The following is a 20,683-nucleotide window of genomic DNA, read 5'->3' as shown; positions in this document are numbered from 1 at the left end:
GCACGGCCCGACGCTACAACTCGGTCAGACGCGCTTGAAGACCAGCGTGCCGTTGGTGCCGCCGAAGCCGAAGCCATTGGACATCACCACGTCGACCTTGGCCTGGCGCGCTTCGTTGGGCACGTAGTCCAGGTCGCAGCCTTCGCCCGGCTGCTGCAGGTTGATGGTCGGCGGGATGACGTTGTCCTGCAGTGCCATCACCGAGAAGATCGCTTCCACGCCGCCGGCAGCACCCAGCAGGTGGCCGGTCATCGACTTGGTGGAGCTGACCATCATCTTGTAGGCGTGGTCGCCGAAGGCGGTCTTCATCGCCATGGTCTCGCCCAGGTCGCCCAGCGGCGTGGAGGTACCGTGCGCGTTGAGGTAGCCCACCTGTTCCGGGGTCACGCCCGCGTCCTTCATGGCCATGGCCATGCAGCGCGCGGCGCCTTCGCCGTTCTCGCTCGGTGCGGTCATGTGGTACGCGTCGGAGCTGGCGCCGAAGCCGGCCAGTTCACAGTAGATCTTCGCGCCACGCGCCTTGGCGTGCTCGTACTCTTCCAGGATCAGGATGCCGGCGCCGTCGCCCAGCACGAAGCCGTCACGGTCCTTGTCCCATGGGCGGGAGGCCTGTTCCGGGGCGTCGTTGCGGGTACTCATGGCCTTCATCGCGCAGAAGCCGCCCAGCGCGGTCGGCGACGAGCCACGCTCGGCACCGCCAACCACCATCACGTCGGCGTCGCCGTACTGGATCATGCGCATCGCGGTACCGATCGAATGGTTCGAGGTCGCGCAGGCCGACACCGCCGAGAACGACGGGCCCTTCAGGCCGGTGATGATGCTCAGCTGGCCCGGCAGCATGTTGATGATGGTCTTTGGCACGTAGAAGGGCGAGATCTTCTTGCCCTCGTGGAACTCGATGGTCTGCTCTTCGATGCCGAGCAGGCCGCCGATGCCGGCGCCGACGATGGCGCCGATGCGCTCGGCATTGGCGTCGGTGATCTCCAGGCCCGAGTCGTGCAGGGCCATGAACGAGGCACCGAGGCCGTAATGGATGAACGGGTCCATCTTCTTGGCATCCTTGCCGCTGACCCGGAACTTGCCGAACAGTTCATTGTCGGCGGTGATGTCGAATCCCTTGACCTCACCTGCAATCTTGGTGGTGAACCGATCCAGATAGGCATCCGCAACGTTGGTCAGCGGACCGATGCCCGAACGACCGTGGGTGATGCCTTCCCAGCTGCTGGCCAGATCATTGCCCAACGGCGAGACGATACCCAGGCCGGTTACGACGACGCGACGCTTCATTGCTGATTCTCCTGACCCGGCTGATTTCAACGGGCAACTCGGTTTGCTTCGGTGTGATGCTCAAACACACGGGGCCGCAACTGCGGCCCCATGGGGTGCGGTGCGCGGCGAGCGTGGGCCCGCGCGCGCACTGCCGTCTGACATCAGGCCTTGACGTGGGCCTTGATGTAGTCGATGGCGGCCTGCACGGTGCTGATCTTCTCGGCTTCTTCGTCCGGGATCTCGCACTCGAATTCTTCTTCCAGGGCCATCACCAGCTCGACGGTGTCCAGCGAGTCAGCGCCCAGGTCATCGACGAACGATGCGCTGTTGGTGACTTCTTCTTCCTTGACGCCAAGCTGTTCGACGACGATTTTCTTGACGCGTTCTTCGATGGTGCTCATGGGATCTCGCTCCAGATGGAGTTGTGGTTCAAAAGTGGTCGCCATCAAAGGCGATGGCCGTGGGATAGTGTAGTGGAAACCGGCGCGGCCTTGCATTGCAGCAAAAACCTCAGCAGATCAACCACTTGCGGCGCAATCCCTGCGCCCCTTGCTTACGGCATGTACATGCCGCCGTTCACATGGAGGGTTTCGCCGGTGATGTAACCGGCAGCCGGGCTGGCCAGGAAGGCCACCGCATGGGCGATGTCTTCCGGCGACCCCAGGCGTTCGAGGGCGATGTCATTGATCAGCGCGGTGCGCGCTTCTTCCGGCAACGCCTTGGTCATGTCGGTGTCGATGAAGCCAGGTGCGACAACATTGACGGTGACGCCGCGCGAACCGATTTCCTTGGCCAGCGACTTGCTGAAGCCGATGATGCCGGCCTTGGCCGCGGCGTAGTTGGCCTGGCCGGCATTGCCGGTCACGCCCACCACCGATGCGATGTTGATGATGCGGCCCTTGCGCGCCTTCATCATGCCGCGCATCACCGCCTTGCTGGTGCGGAACACGCTGGTCAGGTTGGTGTCGATGATCGACGCCCAGTCCTCGTCCTTCATGCGCATGAGCAGGTTGTCGCGGGTAATGCCGGCATTGTTGACCAGGATCGAGATCGGGCCGAATTCCTTGGCGATGCCATCGAGCACGCTGTCCAGCGCGGCGGCATCGGTGACGTTCAGCGCGCGGCCGTGACCGCCGTGAGCGGCCAGGCGCTCACCGATCGCGGCGGCGCCGGATTCGGTGGTGGCGGTACCGATGACGGTGGCGCCCTGGGCGGCCAGCAGATCGGCGATGGCGGCGCCAATGCCACGGCTGGCACCGGTGACCAGTGCGATTTCACCCTGCAGGGGCTTGCTCATGATGTTTTCCTCAGACGGGAGCGGCCGCCGCACCGTGCCGCTTGCAGCGGCCACCGGTACGGCCGGCAGGAACAGGGAAGGTCAGGCCGACCATGCCTCGCGGGCGGCTTCGAAGTCGCCCGGCGTGGCCAGCGGACGGCCGTCGATGGCCTTGTCGATGCGCTTGACCAGGCCGGTCAGCACCTTGCCTGGGCCGCACTCGGCGATCTGGGTGATGCCGCGGGCGGCCAGCGCCTGCACGCACCCGGTCCACTGCACCGGCTGGTACAGCTGCTGGACCAGCGCGGTACGGATCGCGTCGATGCCGCTGTGCACCTGGGCGTCGACGTTCTGCACCACCGGCAGCTGCGGCGCCTGCCAGGACAGGCCGGCCATCACTTCGGCCAGGCGGTTGGCGGCTTCGCGCATCAACGGGGTGTGCGAGGGCACGCTGACGGCCAGCTTGACCGCCTTGCGCACGCCCTTCTCGGCCAGCAGCGCCAGCGCACGGTCGACCGCATCGGCGTCGCCACCGATCACGATCTGACCCGGCGAATTGAAGTTGGCCGGCACCACTACCTGGCTGCCTGCGGCTTCGGCGCAGACATCCAGCACCAGCTGGTCTTCGGCACCGAGCACGGCGGCCATGGCGCCGACACCGGCCGGTGCGGCTTCCTGCATCAGCTGGCCGCGCAGGCGCACCAGGTGCGCACCGTCATGCAGGCTCAGTGCGCCTGCGGCAACCAGGGCGGTGTACTCGCCCAGGCTGTGGCCGGCCAATACCGACGGGCGCGGACCGCCCACGGCGTTCCAGGCGCGCCACACGCCGATGCTCGCGGCCAGCAGGGCCGGCTGGGTGTATTCGGTACGGTTGAGCATTTCCTCCGGGCCGCCCTGGGACAGCGCCCACAGGTCGACGCCGGCACCATCGGATGCCTCGGTGAAGGCTTCACGCACCTGTGGGTGCAGTTCGGCCAGCTCGGCCACCATGCCCACAGACTGCGAGCCCTGGCCGGGGAAGACAAAAGCGAGGGTGGATACGGTCACGCGGTCATCCGCTTGTTGCAATCGAAGCGGGCCATGATAAGGGCGAATCCGCTGTGTCGTCTGTACGTGCGCGTATGCAGGCGTATGGAGCGCGGCCGGGCAAGCGCAACGGGGTCAGATCCCTTTTCCGCAGGAAAAGGGATCTGACCCCTGTCAGCCATCAGCAGAACAGCTGCAGGACGTCCAAGTCGCCGTCGGCGAGGAAATCCACGCACAGGCCCACCAGCATCAACACGCCGGCGGTGCTGGCGCCGTGGGCGATGAAGATGGAATGGGCCAGCGCGCGCGCCGAACGGCCCAGCTTCATGCAGACCCGGGCCAGGCTGCGCAGGCGGCCGCTGACCGCATGCACGTGCTCGCGCACCGGTGCCTGAACGTCACCCATCGCCTCGGCCATCATCGCCTGCAGGTGCCCGGGGCGGTCGGCGTAGTACTTGGCCACGCCGTAGCCGAACATCAGCCAGTCGCGGGCCTGCGCTTCGGACAGATCCATCACTTCCAGCGGATCTTCCTCGAAATCGATGAAGCCGACCTTCTCGCCATCCCATGTGAGGTTGCGCGGCAATGGCTGCCCGAAATAGGCGCCGCGGGCATGAGCTTCAGCAATGGCCAGCATCGCCGCCATCACCAGCTGATCGCGACCGGCTTCGTCGGCTTCGCGCAGGCAGGTATTGAACGAGCTGCCGTTGTCGCCGATCACCAGCGCGGCATGACCGGTGCCCAGTACGTCCGGCACGTTCACACCCTGCGCCTGCAGTTCCGCGAGGCGGCGGGCCTCGGTTTCGCGTGCGGCGTCGCCACCGCGGTGCGGCGGCGGGCGCAGCGCATCCAGATGGAAACGGCGCGCAACAAAATTGAGCAGGCCCAAGGCCATTGCCCGGCTTCCCTTGCCGTACTGCTTCAGCCAGGCACGTTGCCCTTCGATGACGATGGGCTCAACCATGACAGGTCCTCCTTAAACGCGTTACGGCCCCGGAGGGGCCGTAACGACAAGACTTCACATTGTCGTAACTTGCACTATCAATAGCGCAGCAGGGCCGAACCCCAGGTGAAGCCGCCGCCGAAGGCCTCCAGCAGCAGCAACTGGCCACGCTCGACCTTGCCCGAACGCACCGCGGCATCCAGCGCCAGCGGCACCGAGCCGGAGGAGGTGTTGCCGTGCTTGTCGACGGTCACCACGACCTGGTCCATCGACATCTCCAGCCGCTTGGCGGTGGCTTCGATGATGCGAAGGTTGGCCTGGTGCGGGATCAGCCAGTCCAGGTCGGACTTGTCCAGGCCGTTGGCGGCCAGGGTCTCGTCCACGACCGAGTCCAGCGCCTTGACGGCGTACTTGAACACGTCGTTGCCCTTCATGTTGATGGTGCCACCACCATTGGCGCCGTCCTTGAAGCCGGTCGAAACGCCGACCGGGTTCCACAGCAGTTCCTTCTTGCTGCCATCGGCATGCAGGTGGGTGCTGAGGATGCCGGTGTCTTCGTCGGCCTTGAGCACGACAGCGCCGGCGCCATCGCCGAACAGCACGCAGGTGGTGCGATCGTTCCAGTCGACCATGCGGGTCAACGTTTCGGTGCCGATCACCAGCACGTGCTTGCAGTCGCCGGAGCGGATGAACTTGTCGGCCACGCCCAGCGCGAACACGAAGCCGGAACAGGCTGCGTTGACGTCGAAGGCGGGGCACCCGGCCACACCGAGCTTGGCCTGGATCAGGCACGCGGTGGACGGGAAAATGAGATCAGGGGTGGTCGTGCCGACCACGATCATGTCGAGCTGCGAGGCATCGATGCCTGCGGCTTCAAGCGCGCGCAGGGCGGCGTTGTAGCCAAGGTCGCTGGTGGTTTCGCCTTCGGCCGCGATGTGCCGTTCACGAATGCCGGTGCGCGACTGGATCCACTCATCCGAGGTTTCGACCATTTTTTCCAGGTCGGCGTTGGTCAGGACTTTTTCCGGCAAATAGCTACCGGTGCCCGCGATCCTCGAATAGATCCGCTTGCTCATCATGTTTCCTGTTGCGCGGGCCGCCGATCACCGGCACGCCCGGGAAAGAAGGCAAAGGCCGCTGCCCGGAGGCAGCGGCCTTCCCGGCACATCAATCTTCTTCGACAGCCGAGGTCTTGGTCTGGATGACCTTCTTGCCGCGGTAGAAACCATCGGCAGTGATGTGGTGACGCAGATGCACTTCGCCGGTGGTCGGGTCGGTCGACAGCTGCTTGGCGCTCAGGGCGTCATGCGAACGGCGCTGGCCGCGGCGGGACGGGGTAACACGGGATTTCTGCACAGCCATGGGATTGCTCCAAACTCGGTTCGTTTTGCTTCGTCGTATCGTCGCGCAGGACGCCAGCGCCCAGCACACTTTCGCTTTCGCCGCAGCCGCCGACGACAATCCGGCTGCTATTGTTTCTTCAGTGCTGCCAACGCCGCAAACGGGTTGGCCTTCCTCGTTTCTTCTTCGCTCGGTGCCCAGTCCTTGTCGACCGCTTCACCGTCGGGCGACAGCGGCACCACGGGCACCGCCAGCACCAATTCGTCCTCGACCAGATCCAGCGGACGCAGCTGGCCGTCTTCCGGCACCAGCAACGCCTCGTATTCCTCCGGCAGGGACGATTCCTCGTCCTCGTCGCGGATCAGGCCAAGCCTCTGGGTCACCTTCACCGGCAACAGGAATCGCTGCATGCTGCGCTGACAGGTCAGCGGCAGCGCGGTGTCGATGGTCAGTTCCACATAGGATACCCGCAAGACGTCGTCGCGACCGAATTCAAGCGAGTAGACACACTCGCCGTCGGTATCTGCGACCAACCCCTGCAGGCGGGTCAATTCAGCCAGGGAGACCTGACCGTCGAAGCGCCTTCGCGCTACAACCATCCGCCAGGCATCCAGCGTTTCGGGCACGTTCGCGGACATAAGCCGCTGAATACTAAGGATCGCACCGCCCGCTGTCAAATGCCCGCCCTGCAGCACTTGCCGCTGGCGCCGTGGAGGGGCCAGACTGCCGCGCCCTGCCCCGGTATTGTCACATGTCACTGGTCCTGGCCTCCACCTCCCGCTACCGTCGCGAACTGCTGGAACGGCTGGGCCTGCCCTTCGACTGCGCACGCCCGGACGTGGATGAAACCCCTCTGGGCGCCGAGACCCCGCTGGCCCTGGCCACGCGCCTGGCCGCCGCCAAGGCCGCCGACGTGGCCGCCCGCCATCCGGGCGCCTGGGTGATCGGCTCGGACCAGGTGGCCGACCTGAACGGCCAGCCGCTGGGCAAGCCGGGCACGGTCGAGGCGGCCTGTGCGCAGCTGGCGGCAATGTCCGGACAGACGGTGCGTTTTCACACGGCAATCAGTCTCAGGCGGGATGGAGAATCCCTCGCCACCCTGGATCTGACCGAAGTACGCTTCCGCGTGCTGGACCCGCAGGAAATCATCCGCTACGTCGCCGCCGAGCAGCCGCTGGACTGCGCCGGCAGCTTCAAGTGCGAGGGCCTGGGCATCAGCCTGTTCGAGGCAATCGACAACCGCGACCCGACCGCGCTGGTCGGCCTGCCACTGATCGCGCTGTGCGGCCTGCTGCGCAGGGCTGGATTCGCGGTGCCGTGAACGGTGGAGCCGAGCCCTTGCTCGGCCGTCTTTTTTTTAGGCTGCCCGCCATCTGTAGCAGAAGCAGCCGAGCATCGGCTCGGCTCTACAGGACCAGGGGACCTCAACGAACTTCGAACGGCTGCTCCTGCCACGCCTCCACGCTGCCGTCGCGGCCGTGCAGGCGCAGGCCAAGCCAATGCCGCCCCGGCGCCAGCGTGGTGGTATCCAGCGATGCGTCGAAGCCCACCGCCGGATGTTGCGGATCGGTGCTGTCCGGCCAGGTGTGGCGGATGTCGAACATGCGCCCGTAGCGCGCATCGCCAATCGAATGGCCATCGACCAGCACTTCGATGCGCGCCAACCCCACGCCATCCTTGAATGCCCAGCCCTTGATGGCGAGCGTTCCGGAGACCTTCTCACCGTTGGACGGCGCATCCAGCCAGGCCATTGCCGGCGTCACGCAGGGCCCCTGCGCGCGCTGCACCGGCAGCTGGAACAGCAGGAAGCGCTGGAAACCATGATCGCTGCTGACCACGCGCGGCGCCGGCAACGGCCCCACCTGCTCGCAGATGGCGTGATAGCGCGCCAGCAGATCGCGGTAGCGCTGGTCGCTGGGTGACAGCACCAGCAGCATCGGCGCACTGCGCGGGCCTTCGTGCAGCAGGCCCCACTGTGCCAGCTGTGCGGTCCGCCCATGCTTGTCGTTGAGCGGGTGCGGCAACACCTCGATATCACCGTTGCCCAGCTGGAAGCCCAGTTCGGCACCGACCTTGAAGTTGCCCGCCAGCACACGCGTGCCCGGCGGCATCTGCCGCAGTTCGTCGCGCACCGCCACGGCCAGCGGCTGCCAGCCGGCAAAGTTGCGCGGGTAGTACTTGCTGCCGGCCATCTGCTCGCGCAGCGCCGGCGTGGACGCCATCAGGTAGTAGCCGAAAGCCAGTACGGTGCCTGCAGCTGCCAGCCACCAGCCGGTGCGGCGCAGCCAGCGTGGCCAGCCGTTGAGGACCACCGGCACGGCCACCAGCAGCGCCAGGTAGCCCGGCAACGGCCAATGGAAACTGATCCGCTCGACATCGGTGAAGAAGCCCAGCAGGAAGATGCCCAGCGTCGACACCCCGCCCACCAGGCCGAAATAGCGCCATTGCACCCGCACACCACCACCGCTGCGGGTACCCGCCAGGGCGACCTTCCACATCGCGATGCACAGGATCGGCGTCACCAGCATCGGCTGGATCACCAGGAACCACAGCCCTTCCCACTCGAACGTCCACGGGTGGCGCTCGACCACCTGGAACTTCAGGCCGGCATCATGGTTGTCCGCATTCCACGCCAGCAACGGCAGCCAGGCCAGTACACCCACCGCCAGCGCCACCCATACGCGCGGGTCGGCCAGCATGCGGCGGCCCTGCGGCAGCGCCAGCAGCGCAATGAAGCCGACACCGATGACGCCAATGAAACGGTAGTGGCTGAGCGCACCGATCAGCAGGCCCAGCGCCAGCTTCATCGCCGACGACGCATCCACGTTGTGCAGAAGGCGCGCACCGGCGTGCAGGCAGATCACCGCCGCCAGCGCCATCGGCACATCCGGCACGGCCAGCAGGCCCAGCGTGGCCGACAGCGGCATCAGCAGGGTCAGGCTGCCCGCCTGCCACCCTGCGACGTTGCCAAACCAGCGCGTGGCGATGCGCACCACCAGCAACGGCAGCAACGCACCGATGGCCAGGAACGGCAGGCGCAATGCGAGCACGTGATGGCCACCGATTTCCACGCCCAGGCGTGCAAGCCATGCTGTCAACCCCGGCAGGTCGGAATAGGCGGCGGCCAGGTGCTGGCCTTCCTGCCAATAGAACGCCTCATCGACGAACAGCGGCAGGCGTGCAGCCACCACCAGCTTGGCCGCTGTGATCAGCGTCCATAACCAGAGAAATATTGCCCGTGCGCGCTGTTCGCCTTGCATTGCTCTATGGATAATCGAGTGGATTCCAGACCTGAGACGATCATGCCAGCCTCGTCCCCCAATCCCAGCATGCTAACCGATCAACTGCGCCAGGCCCTGCGGGAGGCACAGGATCAGGTGAACGCACTGGTACTGGGCAAGGTGCCGGAAGTCAGGCTGGCCTTTGTCGCCCTGCTTTCCGGCGGCCACCTGCTCATCGAAGATCTGCCCGGGCTGGGCAAGACCACGCTGGCGCATGCATTGGCCAGCAGCCTCGGCCTCAGCTTCCAGCGCGTGCAGTTCACTTCCGACCTGTTGCCGGCGGACGTACTGGGCGTATCGGTGTACGAGGCCGGCAGCCGCCAGTTCCAGTTCCACCCCGGCCCGGTGTTCACCCACGTGCTGCTGGCCGATGAGATCAACCGCGCACCGCCGCGCACGCAGAGTGCGTTGCTGGAGGCGATGGCCGAGCAGCAGGTCACCCTGGATGGACAGACGCATCCACTGCCCGATCCATTCTTCGTGATCGCCACGCAGAACCCGGTCGACCTGTCCGGCACCTTCCCGTTGCCGGATTCGCAGCTCGATCGTTTCCTGCTGCGGCTGGCGATGGGCTACCCGAGCGTGCAGGCCGAGCGCGAGCTGCTGCGTGGCAGCGATCGCCGCGACCTGATCGCCCGCGCGGTGCCGAAGCTGGATGACACCCAGGTGCGTGCGCTGCGTGAAGCCGTTGGCCAGGTACACGCCAGCGACGCGCTGATCGACTACGTGCAGGCACTGTTGACCCGCAGCCGCCAGCATGCCGGCGTACGCGTGGGCCTGTCACCGCGCGCCGGGCTGGCCCTGCTGCGTGCCGCCAGGGCGCATGCACTGCTGCTCGGCCGCGGGCATGTGGTGCCCGAAGACGTGCAGACCCTGTTCGTGGCAGTGGCCGGCCATCGCCTGGTGGCGGAGGCCGAATCCAGCTCCGGGCCGGCACTGGCGCGGGCGATCCTGCAGACCGTCGCGGTGGACTGAAGGTGGCCACACGCTGGGCACGCATGCAGCTGCTGGCACGCCCACGCAGGCCCGAAGCCCTGCCGCAGCGACTGGATCGCCATCGCATCTATGTACTACCGACGCGCTTCGGCCTGTTCGTCGCCACCCTGCTGTCGGCGATGCTGCTGGGCGCATTGAACTACAACAACAACCCGGCCCTGCTGCTGGCCCTGTTGCTGGCCGCAGCAGCGATCGCCAGCGCCATTGCCGCGCACCTGCAGCTGTCCGGCATACAGATCGATGCAATCTCCGCCGAGCCGGTTCCGGCCGGGCACCCCCTGCGCCTGCGCGTGGACCTGTCGTTGCGCGACCCGCGCGCGCGCCACGGGCTGCACCTGCAGCTGGGCGCAAGCGAGGCGTGGGTCGCACTGCCTGCACACGGTCGCGGCGAAGTGGAGCTGGATGTCCCCAGCGAGCGCCGCGGCTGGCTGGAACTGCCGCGCATCCGCCTGTCCAGCACGCAGCCGCTGGGGCTGGTGCGGGCATGGTCGTGGGTGTGGCCGGAGCAGCCGCTGCTGGTCTATCCACTGGCCGAGGTACTGGCACCACCCCTTCCGGAAAGTGGCAGCGATCCACTGCACACCCGCGCCCATGCCAGTGGCGAAGAGCTGCACCAGCTGCGACCCTATCGTGCCGGCGACGCCCCGCGCAGCATTGCCTGGAAACACTCGGCGCGCCGCGACAGCCTGCTGGTACGCGAATACGAGAAGCCGATCGGCATCGAAGTGGTGCTGGACTGGCGCACGCTGGCGCCGCTGGGCCATGAAGCACGCATCGCGCGGTTGGCACGCTGGGTCGACATGGCCGAGCGCGAAGGCCGGCGCTACACGCTGCTGCTTCCAGCCCATCCCCCGTTCGGGCCCGGCCAGGGCGCCAGCCACCACCACCTGTGCCTGCGCGCACTGGCGCTGATGCCCCATGACTGAGCCTGCCGTCCTGCTCGATCGCAACGCCCGCAGCTGGACCCTGGCCAGCGCAGCGCTGGCGCTGCTGCCACTGCTGCTGCAGCTGCCGCCGGTGCTGGCCGTCGTGATCGCGATCACCGCCGTGCTGACCGCTGCGCTTTCCTGGCGGCGGGTGCTGCCGATGCCGGTGCGCCTGCTGCTGGTGCTGGCCATGCTCGCCACCATTGTCTGGCAGATGGGCATGGTGCGGCCGGGGCGTGATACCGGCTGTGCGCTGCTGGCGGCGATGCTGGCCATCAAATCCAGCGAACTGCGCAACCTGCGTGATGCGCGCAGCCTGCTCGGTTTCGCGCTGTTCTCGCCGTTCGCGGCCTTCCTGCTCGACCAGGGCCCGCTGACCACGGGACTGGCTGCGCTGGCCGCGGTTGCCGCACTGCTGGCCCTGCAACGCCTGGCCCAGGACGAGGGCCGCAGCCCACGCCTGCCACTGCACGGTCAACTGCGCGGCGTCGGCCGCCTGCTTGGCATCGGCCTGCCGCTGGCACTGGCCTGCTTCTGGCTGTTCCCGCGCTTGTCCACGCCGTTGTGGGGCGTACCCGAACGAGCGGTGGGTACACCCGGCCTGGCTGACAGCATGGCGCCGGACCAATGGCTGGACCTGATGGCCGACGACACCCCGGCGCTGCGCGTGCAGTTCTTCGGCGCGGTGCCCGAGCCCGCGCAGCGCTATTGGCGCGGCCCGGTGCTGACTTCCTTCGATGGCCACCGCTGGAGCCGCGATCGCGCGACGGCCCGGCGCCCCGCCCCCGTGGTCGAAGCCGCCGCACAGGGATGGGACTACCAGATCGACTACGAACCCACCGACCGTCGCCTGCTGGTGGCCCTGGACCTGCCCAGCCGCGCACCGGAAGGCAGCAGTTTCGATGCGGACATGAGCCTGCGCAGCGACCGCACGCTGTCCGCGCTCAGCCGCTGGCGGTTGCATTCGGCGCCTCCGCAACGGTTCGACACCGATCTGTCGCCCTACCTGCGCCGTGCCGCGCTGCAGCTTCCCCCCGGCTTCAATCCGCGCACCGCCCAGCTGGCACGGCAATGGCGGCAGGAGGCCGGCAACGATGACGAAGCCATCGTCCGCCGAGCGCTGCAGTGGATCACCCGCGACTTCTCCTACACGCTCGATACCCCGGTGGCCGGGCGCGATCCGGTCGACGATTTCCTGTTCAACTACAAGGCCGGCTTCTGCCAGCACTTCAGCTCGGCCTTCGTGGTGCTGATGCGCAACGCCGGCATTCCGGCCCGGGTGGTGACCGGCTTCGCAGGTGGCACCCGCAACCGCATCGGGGACTACTGGGTAGTGCGGCGCATGGACGCCCACGCCTGGGCCGAAGTCTGGCTGCCCCAGCGCGGCTGGGTCCGGGTGGACCCGACTGCGGCCGTGGCACCGGAACGCATCCTGGACACGCTGGACGACCGCTTGCAGGCCGGCACGGACACCCCGCTGCAGCAGCGCTGGCTGCAGCTGGGGCAGATGGGTGACTGGCTGCGCCGTGGCTGGAACGACCTGGTGCTTTCCTTCGACGCACGCCGTCAGCAGCAGCTGCTCAGGCCGTTCGGGCTGGATGATCTCGGGCCGGCGCAGCTGGTGGCCGGCTTCGTGGTCGCCGCACTGCTGGCATTGGCATGGATGGCCTGGCTGCTGGCCCGCGGCGAGCGCGAGCGCGACCCGCTGCTGCGCGCCTGGCACCGGCTGGGGCGGCGCTATGCGCGCCTTGGCCTGGCCCGCGCCCCCCACGAGACGGCATGCGACTGGTCACGACGGGTACACGCCGTGCGCCCCGACCCCGCCCTGCTGGCACTCAGCCAGCGTTTCGCCGACGCGCGTTACGCTGGAACTTGCACCGACCTCGCTTCATTATTGCGGGACCTGCGCAGGCATCGCCCGACTTCCGGAGCCTCCCCATGAACACCAAGTTCCTCCTCACCGCTGTGGCCACGCTGGCCCTGTCGGCCTGCGCCACGGCCCCCAAGCCGCTGCAGGGACAGTTCAGCCTGGTCTCCCCGCGCGACTCGGTCGCCACCCAGCAGGTCGGCACGCCGGTCCGATGGGGTGGTCGCATCATTGAGACCAAGCCCGGCCAGGGCGAGACCTGCTTCCAGATGATCTCGCGCCCCCTCAACGCCAGTGGCCGCCCGAACACCACCTCGTCCGACGCCAGCGACGGCCGCTTCATTGCCTGCCGCGCCGGCTTCTACGACCCGGCCGTGTTTGAAGCCGGCCGCGACGTGACCTTCATCGGCAAGATCGACGGCTACCAGAACACCCGCATCGGGGAGTACGACTATCGCCTGCCGAAGCTGTCGGCCGATGTGATCTACCTGTGGCCGGAACAGCGCCAGGTCGATGTGGTGCCCTACCCCTATGGCCCGTGGGGCCCGGGCCCGTATGGCCCGTACTGGGGTGGTTACGGCCGTTGGGGCTGGTGGTGATCGCCACCGGCCATGCGTGATCGAAAAAGGCCGCCTTCGGGCGGCCTTTTTTTCATCCACGCATCGCATGGATCCACTGCGGGCAATGGTGGATGCCGGGCGCTCAGCGCCCCGGCGTACCGAAATGCCCCAGCGGCGCACCGGCCAGCAGGTGCATGTGGATGTGGAACACGGTCTGCCCGGCATCCTCGCGGCAGTTCATCACGATGCGGTAGCCGTCCTGCGCGAACCCTTCGCGGCGCGCATATTCGGCGGCAGCCAGGGCAAGCTTCCCGATCAGGTGCGCCTGCGACGGCTGCAGGTCGTCCAGGGTCGGGATGATCTCGTTCTTCGGAATGAACAGTACGTGCACCGGCGCCTGCGGTGCGATGTCCTTGAAGCCCAGCACCTCGTCGTCCTCGTAGACGATGGTGGCCGGGATCTCGCGACGGATGATCTTGCTGAAGAGGGTTTCGTTGCTCATGGTCGGCCTCGGCGGGAGTATCTTCCGCATTGTAGGCCGGCCGCGCCGGGCGATGCCCGGGTGGCGCTCAATCGCGGAATTCGCTGCGCGTTCCGAACGCGTGCGACAGCGTGCCGCGGTCAACGTATTCAAGCTCGCCACCGAGCGGCAGGCCCTGTGCCAGCCGGCTGGGCTGCACCTTGCGCGCGCGCGCCAGCTGCGCCAGGTAGTGCGCGGTGGCTTCGCCTTCGACGGTGGCACTGGTGGCGATGATCAGCTCCTGCACCTCACCGTCGGCCAGACGCTGCTCCAGCTGCTCCAGGCCCAGCTCGCGCGGGCCGATGCCATCGAGCGGCGACAGCCGGCCCTGCAGCACGAAGTAGACACCGCGGAAGCCGGTGGCGTTTTCGATGGCCAGGCGGTCGGCCGGCGATTCGACCACGCACAGCTGGCTGCGCTCGCGGCTGCTGTTGGCACAGGTCGGGCACAGCTCGGTTTCGCTGAAGTCGCGGCACTGCGCGCAGTGGCCGATGCGCTCCACCGCCAGCGCCAGGGCTTCGGCCAGTCGCTGGCCACCTTCGCGCTCGCGCTCGAGCAGGTGGTAGGCCATGCGCTGTGCGGTCTTCTGGCCCACGCCAGGCAGCACCCGCAGTGCGTCGATCAATTGTTCAAGCAGGGGTGCGGACACGGCGGCATGCTTTCATGGCGTCGAGCAGGCTCGACAGCTACAGATTCTGTGGCACCCGCTTGCACGGGTGCCACGCTGGCAATCAGAACGGCAGCTTCATGCCCGGCGGCAGCTGCATGCCGGCGGTGGCCGAACCCATCTTCGACTTCGACTCGGCGTCGATCTTGTTCGAAGCGTCGTTGAAGGCGGCGGCGATCAGGTCTTCCAGCATCTCCGGGTCGCTGGTCAGCGACGGGTCGATGCGCACCTTGCGGCATTCCTTGGCACCGGTCAGGGTCACGCTGACCATGCCGCCGCCGGCACTGCCGGTCACTTCGATCTTGGCGATTTCTTCCTGGGCCTTCTGCAGGTTTTCCTGCATCTTCTGGGCCTGCTGCATCAGTTGGGCGATGTTTCCGCGCATGGTGTCTTACTCGTCAAAAGAACGGATGGAATCGGAAACAACCCGGGCACCGTGCTGCTGGATCAGCACCTGCACTTCCGGGTCGTCCATGAAAACGGCCTCTGCCACCTGCTGCCGCTCGCCACGCTGGCGGTCGGCCCGCTGATGCAGGGTCTCGGCCGGAACGTGTTCGGTTTCCACGGTCTCGACCACGATCTTCGGCGCCTGGCCAAGGGCCTTCTGCAGCATCTCGCCCAGGGCAGCCAGCGCGCGCTCCGAGCGCAGGTATTCAAATCCGGGCGAAAGGCCCAGTTTCAAGGTCCCGTGCTGGCAGCTGATGAACGCGGCGTTGGCGGCCAGCTGTCGCGAGGGGCCGCTCAGGCCGCTGTTGGCGACCAGGTCCAGCCAGTCTTCGGCCGTGGCCAGCTCGCTGACACCTTCCTGCGGCGCGGCGGCATGCGCCGGGGCCGGCTTGGCATGTTCGGCCGGCGCAATGGCAATGCCTTCGGCGCGGAACGGGCGCTCGGGCGGCGCAGGCTCGCTGGGAGCCGCGACGGGAGCCGGCGGTTCGTGCCAGGGCGCAGCCATGGCGGCGTCCGGGCCGGACATCTCGGCCGCCAATGCCTCGTCACGCGCCTCGGCTTCGTCAGTGGCCCACGGCGGCAGGTCGTCGCCTGCCTCTGCAGTGACGGCAGGCGCCGGCACCTGTGGCTCAGCCTTCACCGGCGGCGGCGACACGGGCTCTTCCACCGGAACCGGCTCGGGCTCCGGCGTCGGATCTGGTTCCGGTTGCGGGGCCGGTTCGGGCTCGGGTTCAGGTTCGCGCGGCGCGGCCTGCACCGGCGCGGCTGCCTGCGCCGCTACCGCCGGGCTGCCCGAAGCGGCAGCAGCGGCCGGCGTCGCATCGCGGCTACCGGTACCGGCGCCACCACCGGCAGCGTTGCCACCCGGCGTGCCGCCCAACGCACCGTCGACGGCCTTCGGCACCGGCGGTACCGCTGCGGCTGGACGGAACGCCAGCATGCGCAGCACGGCCATTTCAAAGCCCGCGCGCGGGCTGGGTGCCAGCGGCAGGTCGCGGCGGCCATTCAAGGCCATCTGGTACCAGAGCTGCACCACTTCCGGGCGCAGGCGCTCGGCGAATGCGGCGACATCCAGGCCTTCCGCCGCGGCAGCGCCCGGCACCAGCTGCTGCACCTGGATGCGGTGCAGCCCTTCGGCCAGCGCTTCCAGCACACCACTCCAGTCCGGCGAGAACTCTGCCAGCGCGGCTACCACCTGCAGCAGGCGCGGGCCATCGCCGTCGGCCAGCGCATCGAGCATCGCCGCCACCTGGGTGCGGTCCACGGTACCCAGCATGGTGCGCACCACGTCCTCACGCAGCGCGCCGCCGGCATAGGCGATCGCCTGGTCCAGCAGTGACAGGCCATCGCGCAGGCTGCCGTCAGCGGCCTTGGCAAGCTGCACGATGGCGCTTCCATCGGCCTCGATCGCTTCCGCCGCCAGGATGCGGGTCATCTGGCCCTGGATCTGGTCTTCATCCAGGCGCTTGAGGTTGAACTGCAGGCAGCGGCTGAGCACGGTGACCGGCAGCTTCTGCGGATCGGTGGTCGCCAGCAGGAACTTCACGTGCTCCGGCGGTTCTTCCAGCGTCTTCAGCAGCGCGTTGAACGCCGCCTTGGACAGCATGTGCACTTCGTCGATCAGGTAGACCTTGTACTTGCCGCGCGAGGGCATGTACTGCGCGTTCTCGATCACCTCGCGCACGTCATCCACACCGGTGTTGGACGCGGCGTCGATTTCCAGCAGGTCGATGTAGCGGCCGGCGTCGATGTCCAGGCAGGCCGCGCACTGGCCGCACGGGTCGGCGCTGGTACCCTGCTCGCAGTTCAGCGACTTGGCGAAGATGCGCGCGATGGTGGTCTTGCCCACGCCGCGGGTGCCGGTGAACAGGAACGCGTGGTGGACCCGGCCGCTGTCCAGCGCGTTGCTGAGCGCACGGACCACGTGTTCCTGGCCCACCAGCTCGGCGAAACGCTTCGGACGCCACTTGCGGGCAAGGACGAGATAGGACATCAGGCCACCGTTTTCCATCGGATGTTCCATTGTGCCATGCCTGTCCAGCCCCCTCGCCAACAATGCCGCTGGATGCGCCCCTGATCAGGGTGCTTGTGTCCGGCCGCGCCGCCCGCTAGAATCTGCGCCCCTGCTGAGGCGTTTGCCGATGGCAGGGATCCGGAGAGGTGTCCGAGTGGTTGAAGGAGCACGCCTGGAAAGTGTGTAAGCGTCTAAACCGCGCTTCGGGGGTTCGAATCCCCCTCTCTCCGCCATATAAAAGACTAAGCCCCTGATTTCAGGGGCTTTTTCTTTTCCATCGCCTAACATCCCAACATCTATCCCAACACAGCTAGAAGCGTGTGCTACGCGCAGCCTCTGCTTTAGAGACTGCAAAAGCTAAAAAGTGGTACGGGCTCACTCAAAGCCCGGAGTCCACGATGAAAGCGGCCTTCGCCCTGCTCAGCCCAGCCTGCGCGCTCCCATTGTCTAGGTCAGACCTCGAAGAGGCTTTGCGGATAGCGTCAGCGTAGGCCAGTGATGCGATATAGATCTCTTTAGCGGCGGCTTTCGCGTCGTCTTTCGGTTGCGAAGCTATCATTCCTCTCGATCTTTCGGCACATCTGGCCGCTTAGGTGACTTATGGGAGGGCGGTCGCTTGCAGTGGAAAGATTTCATCCAGTGCATACATGTCCCTTGATCTTGTCTCGACCGTTTCTAGCCATACCCCCCGCCTGGGGCTGTAGCCCGAGTGATGCAGGTACAATCTGGCAAATTGCTAGGAGAGTACAAGGATGGCCTTAGTAGCTTGTCACGAATGTGGGCACAACATCAGCACTACTGCAAAGGCTTGTCCTTCATGTGGCGCAGCCCCTCCGCCGACGCCCATGCCGTATGTGCGGCCTCCTTTGCTCACTGGCGCTGGGTGGGCAATCCTGATTTGTGGTTTGAGTGCAGGCTTATTGGTTTTACTTCTCCTGATTGCCGCGATGCGGGAGCCGTCGCCTTGAATCGCCCAGGGTTTTCTAGACAGTCGTCAGCCGTTTAGTGCGTACTGCTTCTCGAACTCTACCGGGGACAGCCCGTCGTTGGAACTGTGCCGCCGTTTTGGGTTGTAGAACATCTCGATGTACTGGAAGACGTCGGCCCGTGCCTCGTCGTGATTGCTGTAGATCCTCCGCTTAATACGCTCCCGCTTCAGTAGCTGGAAGAAGCTCTCCATCGCTGCGTTGTCATGGCAGTTTCCTCGTCGACTCATGCTGCACACGATGTCGTGCTCGCGCAGGAAGCTCTGCCAGTCTTCGCTGGTGAACTGGGTTCCCTGGTCGGAGTGAAGCAGAAGCCCGGGGCTTGGCTTGCGCCGCCACACTGCAGCCAATAGCGCCTGCAAAACCAGGTCCGTATGTTGAGTTGGTCGGGTTGCCCATCCAACGACCTGACGCGAAAACAGATCAAGCACTACCGCCAAGTACAGGAAGCCGTCGTACGTGCGGATGTAGGTGATGTCCGTGACCCACGCGCGATTTGGCTCACTGACTTTGAAGCCGCGAGCCAGAACGTTCTTGGCGACTGATCCAACAGGGCCGCTCAATGGGCGTGGTCGCCGACCGTAGCCGACCATTGCCCGCAGCCCCTCGCTCTTCATCAAGCGTGCCACGCGATGACGACTACACGTCTCGCCAAGCTCGCGCAGATCTGTGGTCACTTTGCGGTGGCCATACACAGAGCCGCTTTCCAGCCAGCTGTGCTTGATTAGGCCGAGCAACCGCTGATCGTCCTTGTCGCGAGCGCTTGCCGGCTCTTTTAGCCAGGCGTAGTAGCCACTGCGATGGACGCCAAGCATCCGACACATCGCCGCGAGGCCGAACTCATCTGCGTGTTGCTTCATGAAGGCGTACTTTGCTCTTACCCCTTTGCAAAGTACGCGGCGGCTTTTTTTAGGATGTCTCGCTCTTCAGTGACCCTGCGTAGCTCAGCCTTGAGGCGGCGCACTTCCGCGTTCTGGTCCTGCTCGACACGCCGGCCAACATCGCCTTTGCCTTGTTGCCGCTTCCAGCCGTAAAGACTATGGATCGACACGCCCAGTCGCTCGGCAACCTCCGCTACCGGACGGCCGTACTCAACGATCTGTCGGACCGCCTCGATCTTGAACTCATCGGTGTACCGCTTCGTGCTCATAACCACCTCCGCCTAAGCCATAGTTTATGGCTGCGAGGTGTCTACGGAACCCTGGGCGATTCAGTTCGTTCGCTGCACCAGTCGCGGAATGTAGAGCGAAAGCCATGCGGCACAGCGTCAACCTGCATCCGGCGCATTACGGCGGAGATGGTCATATCCGACAACCTGCCACCCCTTGGGGCGGGAAAGACAAGCTCAGTGCCTCCCATGCGCGGCAACTCCTTGAGAAGCGCTACTGCGCGCGCGCTGAGCGGGGCGCGATGTTCTTTGCCAGCTTTCATGCGCTCCGCTGGAACGGTCCACACAGCGGCATCTAGGTCAACTTCCTGCCATGTGGCCCCGCGAACCTCACCGGACCGAGTGGCGGTCAAAATCAGGAACTCCAGCGCGCGCGCCGCCATGCCTTGCTGCAAGCGGAGCGAAGCCACAAAGGTGTGCATCTCATCAATTGGTAGCGCCTTGTAATGGCTCACCTTTGCAACCTTGCTGGGCTTCGCCAGGACAGCGTCTAGGTTCCCCTTCCAGCGCGCGGGGTTGTCGCCTTTGCGGTAGCCCGAGGCGGTCGCCCAAGCCAACACTGCTTCCAGCCGGGCGCGTAGGCGTGTGGCCGACTCGCATTTAACCGTCCAGATGGGGACCAGCACTTCCAGCAAATGAGATAGCTCGATTTGATCTACAGGAGTTTTCCCGATGACGGGATAGGCATCGGCGGCAAGCGTGCTGGTCCACTGGGCGGCATGCTTGGCAGACTTCCATTCCGGACGCTTCGCAGCAATGGTTTGCTCGGCACACCATTGGAAGGTTGGAATGGCCTTGTACGCCATTCTGCGCGCTTGCTTGTCCGCTACAGGGTCAGCGCCACTTGCTACAGCCTCGCGGACCTTGCGGGCCGCTTTGCGTACGTCTGCGAGGGTTACGGCAGGGTAGCCGCCCAAACCCATGTCACGGCGGCGGCCGTTGATCACGATTCGCAGAATCCAGCTCTTTGCTCCCTTGGGAGTAGCGCGTAAATAAAGCCCGGTAACAGTGCCCTCCGGATGGAAGCCCGGCTCTAGCTCAGGAATCTGAATGGCTGTTAGCCCGTCGGCAGCCTTCTTTGGCATGGCAGTCCCAACATCTGTCCCAACATTAGATGATGCCACAGGATGCTAGCCAGTGACGCCGCATGATGCGACGAGAGCCTTAATTTACTGGGTCTCAATGCTCGCTTGAGTCCATGTGATGCAATGTGAATCATGGCGGAGGCTGCCCCTCTCTCCGCCAGACAAATGAAGAAGCCGCCCTCTGGGCGGCTTTTTTATTTGGCTGGCGGAGAGCATCGGGCGAGAGAAGCCCTGCCGGGGTTCGACGGTTCTGCAGGAGCAGAACCGGACCGCCGAAGGCGGGTCCCGGGGCGCAGCGCGCACCGGGATCG

20 protein-coding genes and 1 tRNA gene are annotated in these 20,683 nt (G+C 66.0%); 6 read left to right on the top strand and 15 right to left on the bottom strand.

Features of this window, described 5'->3' with window-relative positions; all coding sequences use genetic code 11:
• Positions 1-24 precede the first annotated feature (24 nt).
• From fabF to ACT6SE_RS03745, 8 genes are all read right to left on the bottom strand, one after another.
• Entirely contained in the window at positions 25-1,287 is a 1,263-nt protein-coding gene (gene fabF, locus ACT6SE_RS03780) for a beta-ketoacyl-ACP synthase II (protein ID WP_046429205.1), read from the bottom strand.
• A gap of 143 nt (positions 1,288-1,430) precedes the next feature.
• Entirely contained in the window at positions 1,431-1,670 is a 240-nt protein-coding gene (gene acpP, locus ACT6SE_RS03775) for an acyl carrier protein (RefSeq protein ID WP_005415509.1), read from the bottom strand.
• Between the two features lie 152 nt (positions 1,671-1,822).
• Complete coding sequence (fabG, locus tag ACT6SE_RS03770) at positions 1,823-2,566, bottom strand: 3-oxoacyl-ACP reductase FabG (RefSeq protein WP_005408312.1); 744 nt, start codon at positions 2,564-2,566, stop codon at positions 1,823-1,825.
• An 81-nt stretch (positions 2,567-2,647) separates the two neighbouring features.
• Entirely contained in the window at positions 2,648-3,592 is a 945-nt protein-coding gene (gene fabD, locus ACT6SE_RS03765; protein WP_046429203.1) for an ACP S-malonyltransferase, read from the bottom strand.
• 160 nt (positions 3,593-3,752) lie between these two features.
• Positions 3,753-4,535 (bottom strand): serine/threonine protein phosphatase, encoded by a 783-nt coding sequence (locus ACT6SE_RS03760; protein WP_046429200.1) that lies wholly within the window; start codon positions 4,533-4,535, stop codon positions 3,753-3,755.
• A 77-nt stretch (positions 4,536-4,612) separates the two neighbouring features.
• Positions 4,613-5,590 carry a beta-ketoacyl-ACP synthase III gene (locus tag ACT6SE_RS03755; RefSeq protein ID WP_014646186.1) on the bottom strand — a complete coding sequence of 326 codons (978 nt, stop codon included), beginning with the start codon at positions 5,588-5,590 and terminating at the stop codon, positions 4,613-4,615.
• Positions 5,591-5,681: 91 nt separating this feature from the next.
• Complete coding sequence (gene rpmF / locus ACT6SE_RS03750; RefSeq protein WP_005408308.1) at positions 5,682-5,876, bottom strand: 50S ribosomal protein L32; 195 nt, start codon at positions 5,874-5,876, stop codon at positions 5,682-5,684.
• Between the two features lie 107 nt (positions 5,877-5,983).
• Positions 5,984-6,493, bottom strand: a complete 510-nt coding sequence (locus ACT6SE_RS03745; RefSeq protein ID WP_032958552.1) for a YceD family protein — start codon at positions 6,491-6,493, stop codon at positions 5,984-5,986.
• A gap of 113 nt (positions 6,494-6,606) precedes the next feature.
• Between ACT6SE_RS03745 and ACT6SE_RS03740 the strand changes: the two genes are divergently transcribed.
• The gene (locus ACT6SE_RS03740; RefSeq protein WP_046429198.1) at positions 6,607-7,176 is read left to right on the top strand and encodes a Maf family protein; all 570 of its coding nucleotides are present in this window, start codon (positions 6,607-6,609) and stop codon (positions 7,174-7,176) included.
• Positions 7,177-7,279: 103 nt separating this feature from the next.
• Here ACT6SE_RS03740 and ACT6SE_RS03735 read toward each other — a convergent pair whose 3' ends face one another.
• Positions 7,280-9,115, bottom strand: a complete 1,836-nt coding sequence (locus tag ACT6SE_RS03735) for a glycosyltransferase family 39 protein (RefSeq protein WP_046429196.1) — start codon at positions 9,113-9,115, stop codon at positions 7,280-7,282.
• 42 nt (positions 9,116-9,157) lie between these two features.
• Here ACT6SE_RS03735 and ACT6SE_RS03730 point away from each other — a divergent pair, with 42 nt between their 5' ends.
• The 4 genes from ACT6SE_RS03730 to ACT6SE_RS03715 are packed head-to-tail and all read left to right on the top strand — an operon-like array spanning position 9,158 to position 13,524.
• On the top strand, positions 9,158-10,111 hold the full coding sequence (locus ACT6SE_RS03730; protein WP_032958559.1) for an AAA family ATPase: 954 nt from the start codon (positions 9,158-9,160) through the stop codon (positions 10,109-10,111).
• Between the two features lie 23 nt (positions 10,112-10,134).
• Positions 10,135-11,058, top strand: coding sequence for a DUF58 domain-containing protein (locus ACT6SE_RS03725; protein WP_014646181.1), 924 nt, complete (start codon positions 10,135-10,137; stop codon positions 11,056-11,058).
• Positions 11,051-13,000, top strand: a complete 1,950-nt coding sequence (locus tag ACT6SE_RS03720) for a transglutaminase TgpA family protein (protein ID WP_046429192.1) — start codon at positions 11,051-11,053, stop codon at positions 12,998-13,000. The genes ACT6SE_RS03725 and ACT6SE_RS03720 overlap by 8 nt, the downstream gene beginning before the upstream one ends.
• Positions 12,997-13,524, top strand: coding sequence for a Slp family lipoprotein (locus tag ACT6SE_RS03715; protein WP_014036182.1), 528 nt, complete (start codon positions 12,997-12,999; stop codon positions 13,522-13,524). Before ACT6SE_RS03720 ends, ACT6SE_RS03715 begins: the two co-directional genes overlap by 4 nt.
• Before the next feature lie 103 nt (positions 13,525-13,627).
• On the opposite strand, the gene ACT6SE_RS03710 is transcribed toward ACT6SE_RS03715, so the two are convergent.
• The 4 genes from ACT6SE_RS03710 to dnaX all read right to left on the bottom strand — a co-directional run bounded on the left by ACT6SE_RS03710 (position 13,628) and on the right by dnaX (position 17,130).
• Positions 13,628-13,987 carry a histidine triad nucleotide-binding protein gene (locus ACT6SE_RS03710; protein WP_014646179.1) on the bottom strand — a complete coding sequence of 120 codons (360 nt, stop codon included), beginning with the start codon at positions 13,985-13,987 and terminating at the stop codon, positions 13,628-13,630.
• Positions 13,988-14,054: 67 nt separating this feature from the next.
• Positions 14,055-14,654, bottom strand: coding sequence for a recombination mediator RecR (gene recR, locus ACT6SE_RS03705; protein ID WP_014646178.1), 600 nt, complete (start codon positions 14,652-14,654; stop codon positions 14,055-14,057).
• Between the two features lie 82 nt (positions 14,655-14,736).
• Positions 14,737-15,057 (bottom strand): YbaB/EbfC family nucleoid-associated protein, encoded by a 321-nt coding sequence (locus tag ACT6SE_RS03700; RefSeq protein WP_005408298.1) that lies wholly within the window; start codon positions 15,055-15,057, stop codon positions 14,737-14,739.
• A 6-nt stretch (positions 15,058-15,063) separates the two neighbouring features.
• Positions 15,064-17,130: a DNA polymerase III subunit gamma/tau gene (dnaX, locus tag ACT6SE_RS03695; protein WP_046429188.1), complete on the bottom strand. Its 2,067-nt coding sequence runs from the start codon at positions 17,128-17,130 to the stop codon at positions 15,064-15,066.
• 143 nt (positions 17,131-17,273) lie between these two features.
• Here dnaX and ACT6SE_RS03690 point away from each other — a divergent pair.
• Positions 17,274-17,366: transfer RNA gene (locus ACT6SE_RS03690), tRNA-Ser, on the top strand.
• Between the two features lie 761 nt (positions 17,367-18,127).
• On the opposite strand, the gene ACT6SE_RS03685 is transcribed toward ACT6SE_RS03690, so the two are convergent.
• Together ACT6SE_RS03685 and ACT6SE_RS03680 are read right to left on the bottom strand one after the other, a co-directional pair.
• A protein-coding gene (locus ACT6SE_RS03685; RefSeq protein WP_087944428.1) for an IS3-like element ISStma9 family transposase occupies positions 18,128-19,269 on the bottom strand; the annotation gives its coding sequence in 2 pieces (ribosomal slippage) (positions 18,128-19,032 and positions 19,032-19,269; 1,143 coding nt in all).
• Between the two features lie 41 nt (positions 19,270-19,310).
• The gene (locus ACT6SE_RS03680) at positions 19,311-20,372 is read right to left on the bottom strand and encodes a tyrosine-type recombinase/integrase (protein WP_444811098.1); all 1,062 of its coding nucleotides are present in this window, start codon (positions 20,370-20,372) and stop codon (positions 19,311-19,313) included.
• Positions 20,373-20,683 lie beyond the last annotated feature (311 nt).

The organism is Stenotrophomonas sp. LC732 (assembly GCF_052446685.1).
Lineage (GTDB): Bacteria > Pseudomonadota > Gammaproteobacteria > Xanthomonadales > Xanthomonadaceae > Stenotrophomonas > Stenotrophomonas muris.
This window is presented reverse-complemented; position numbering and strand designations above follow the sequence as displayed.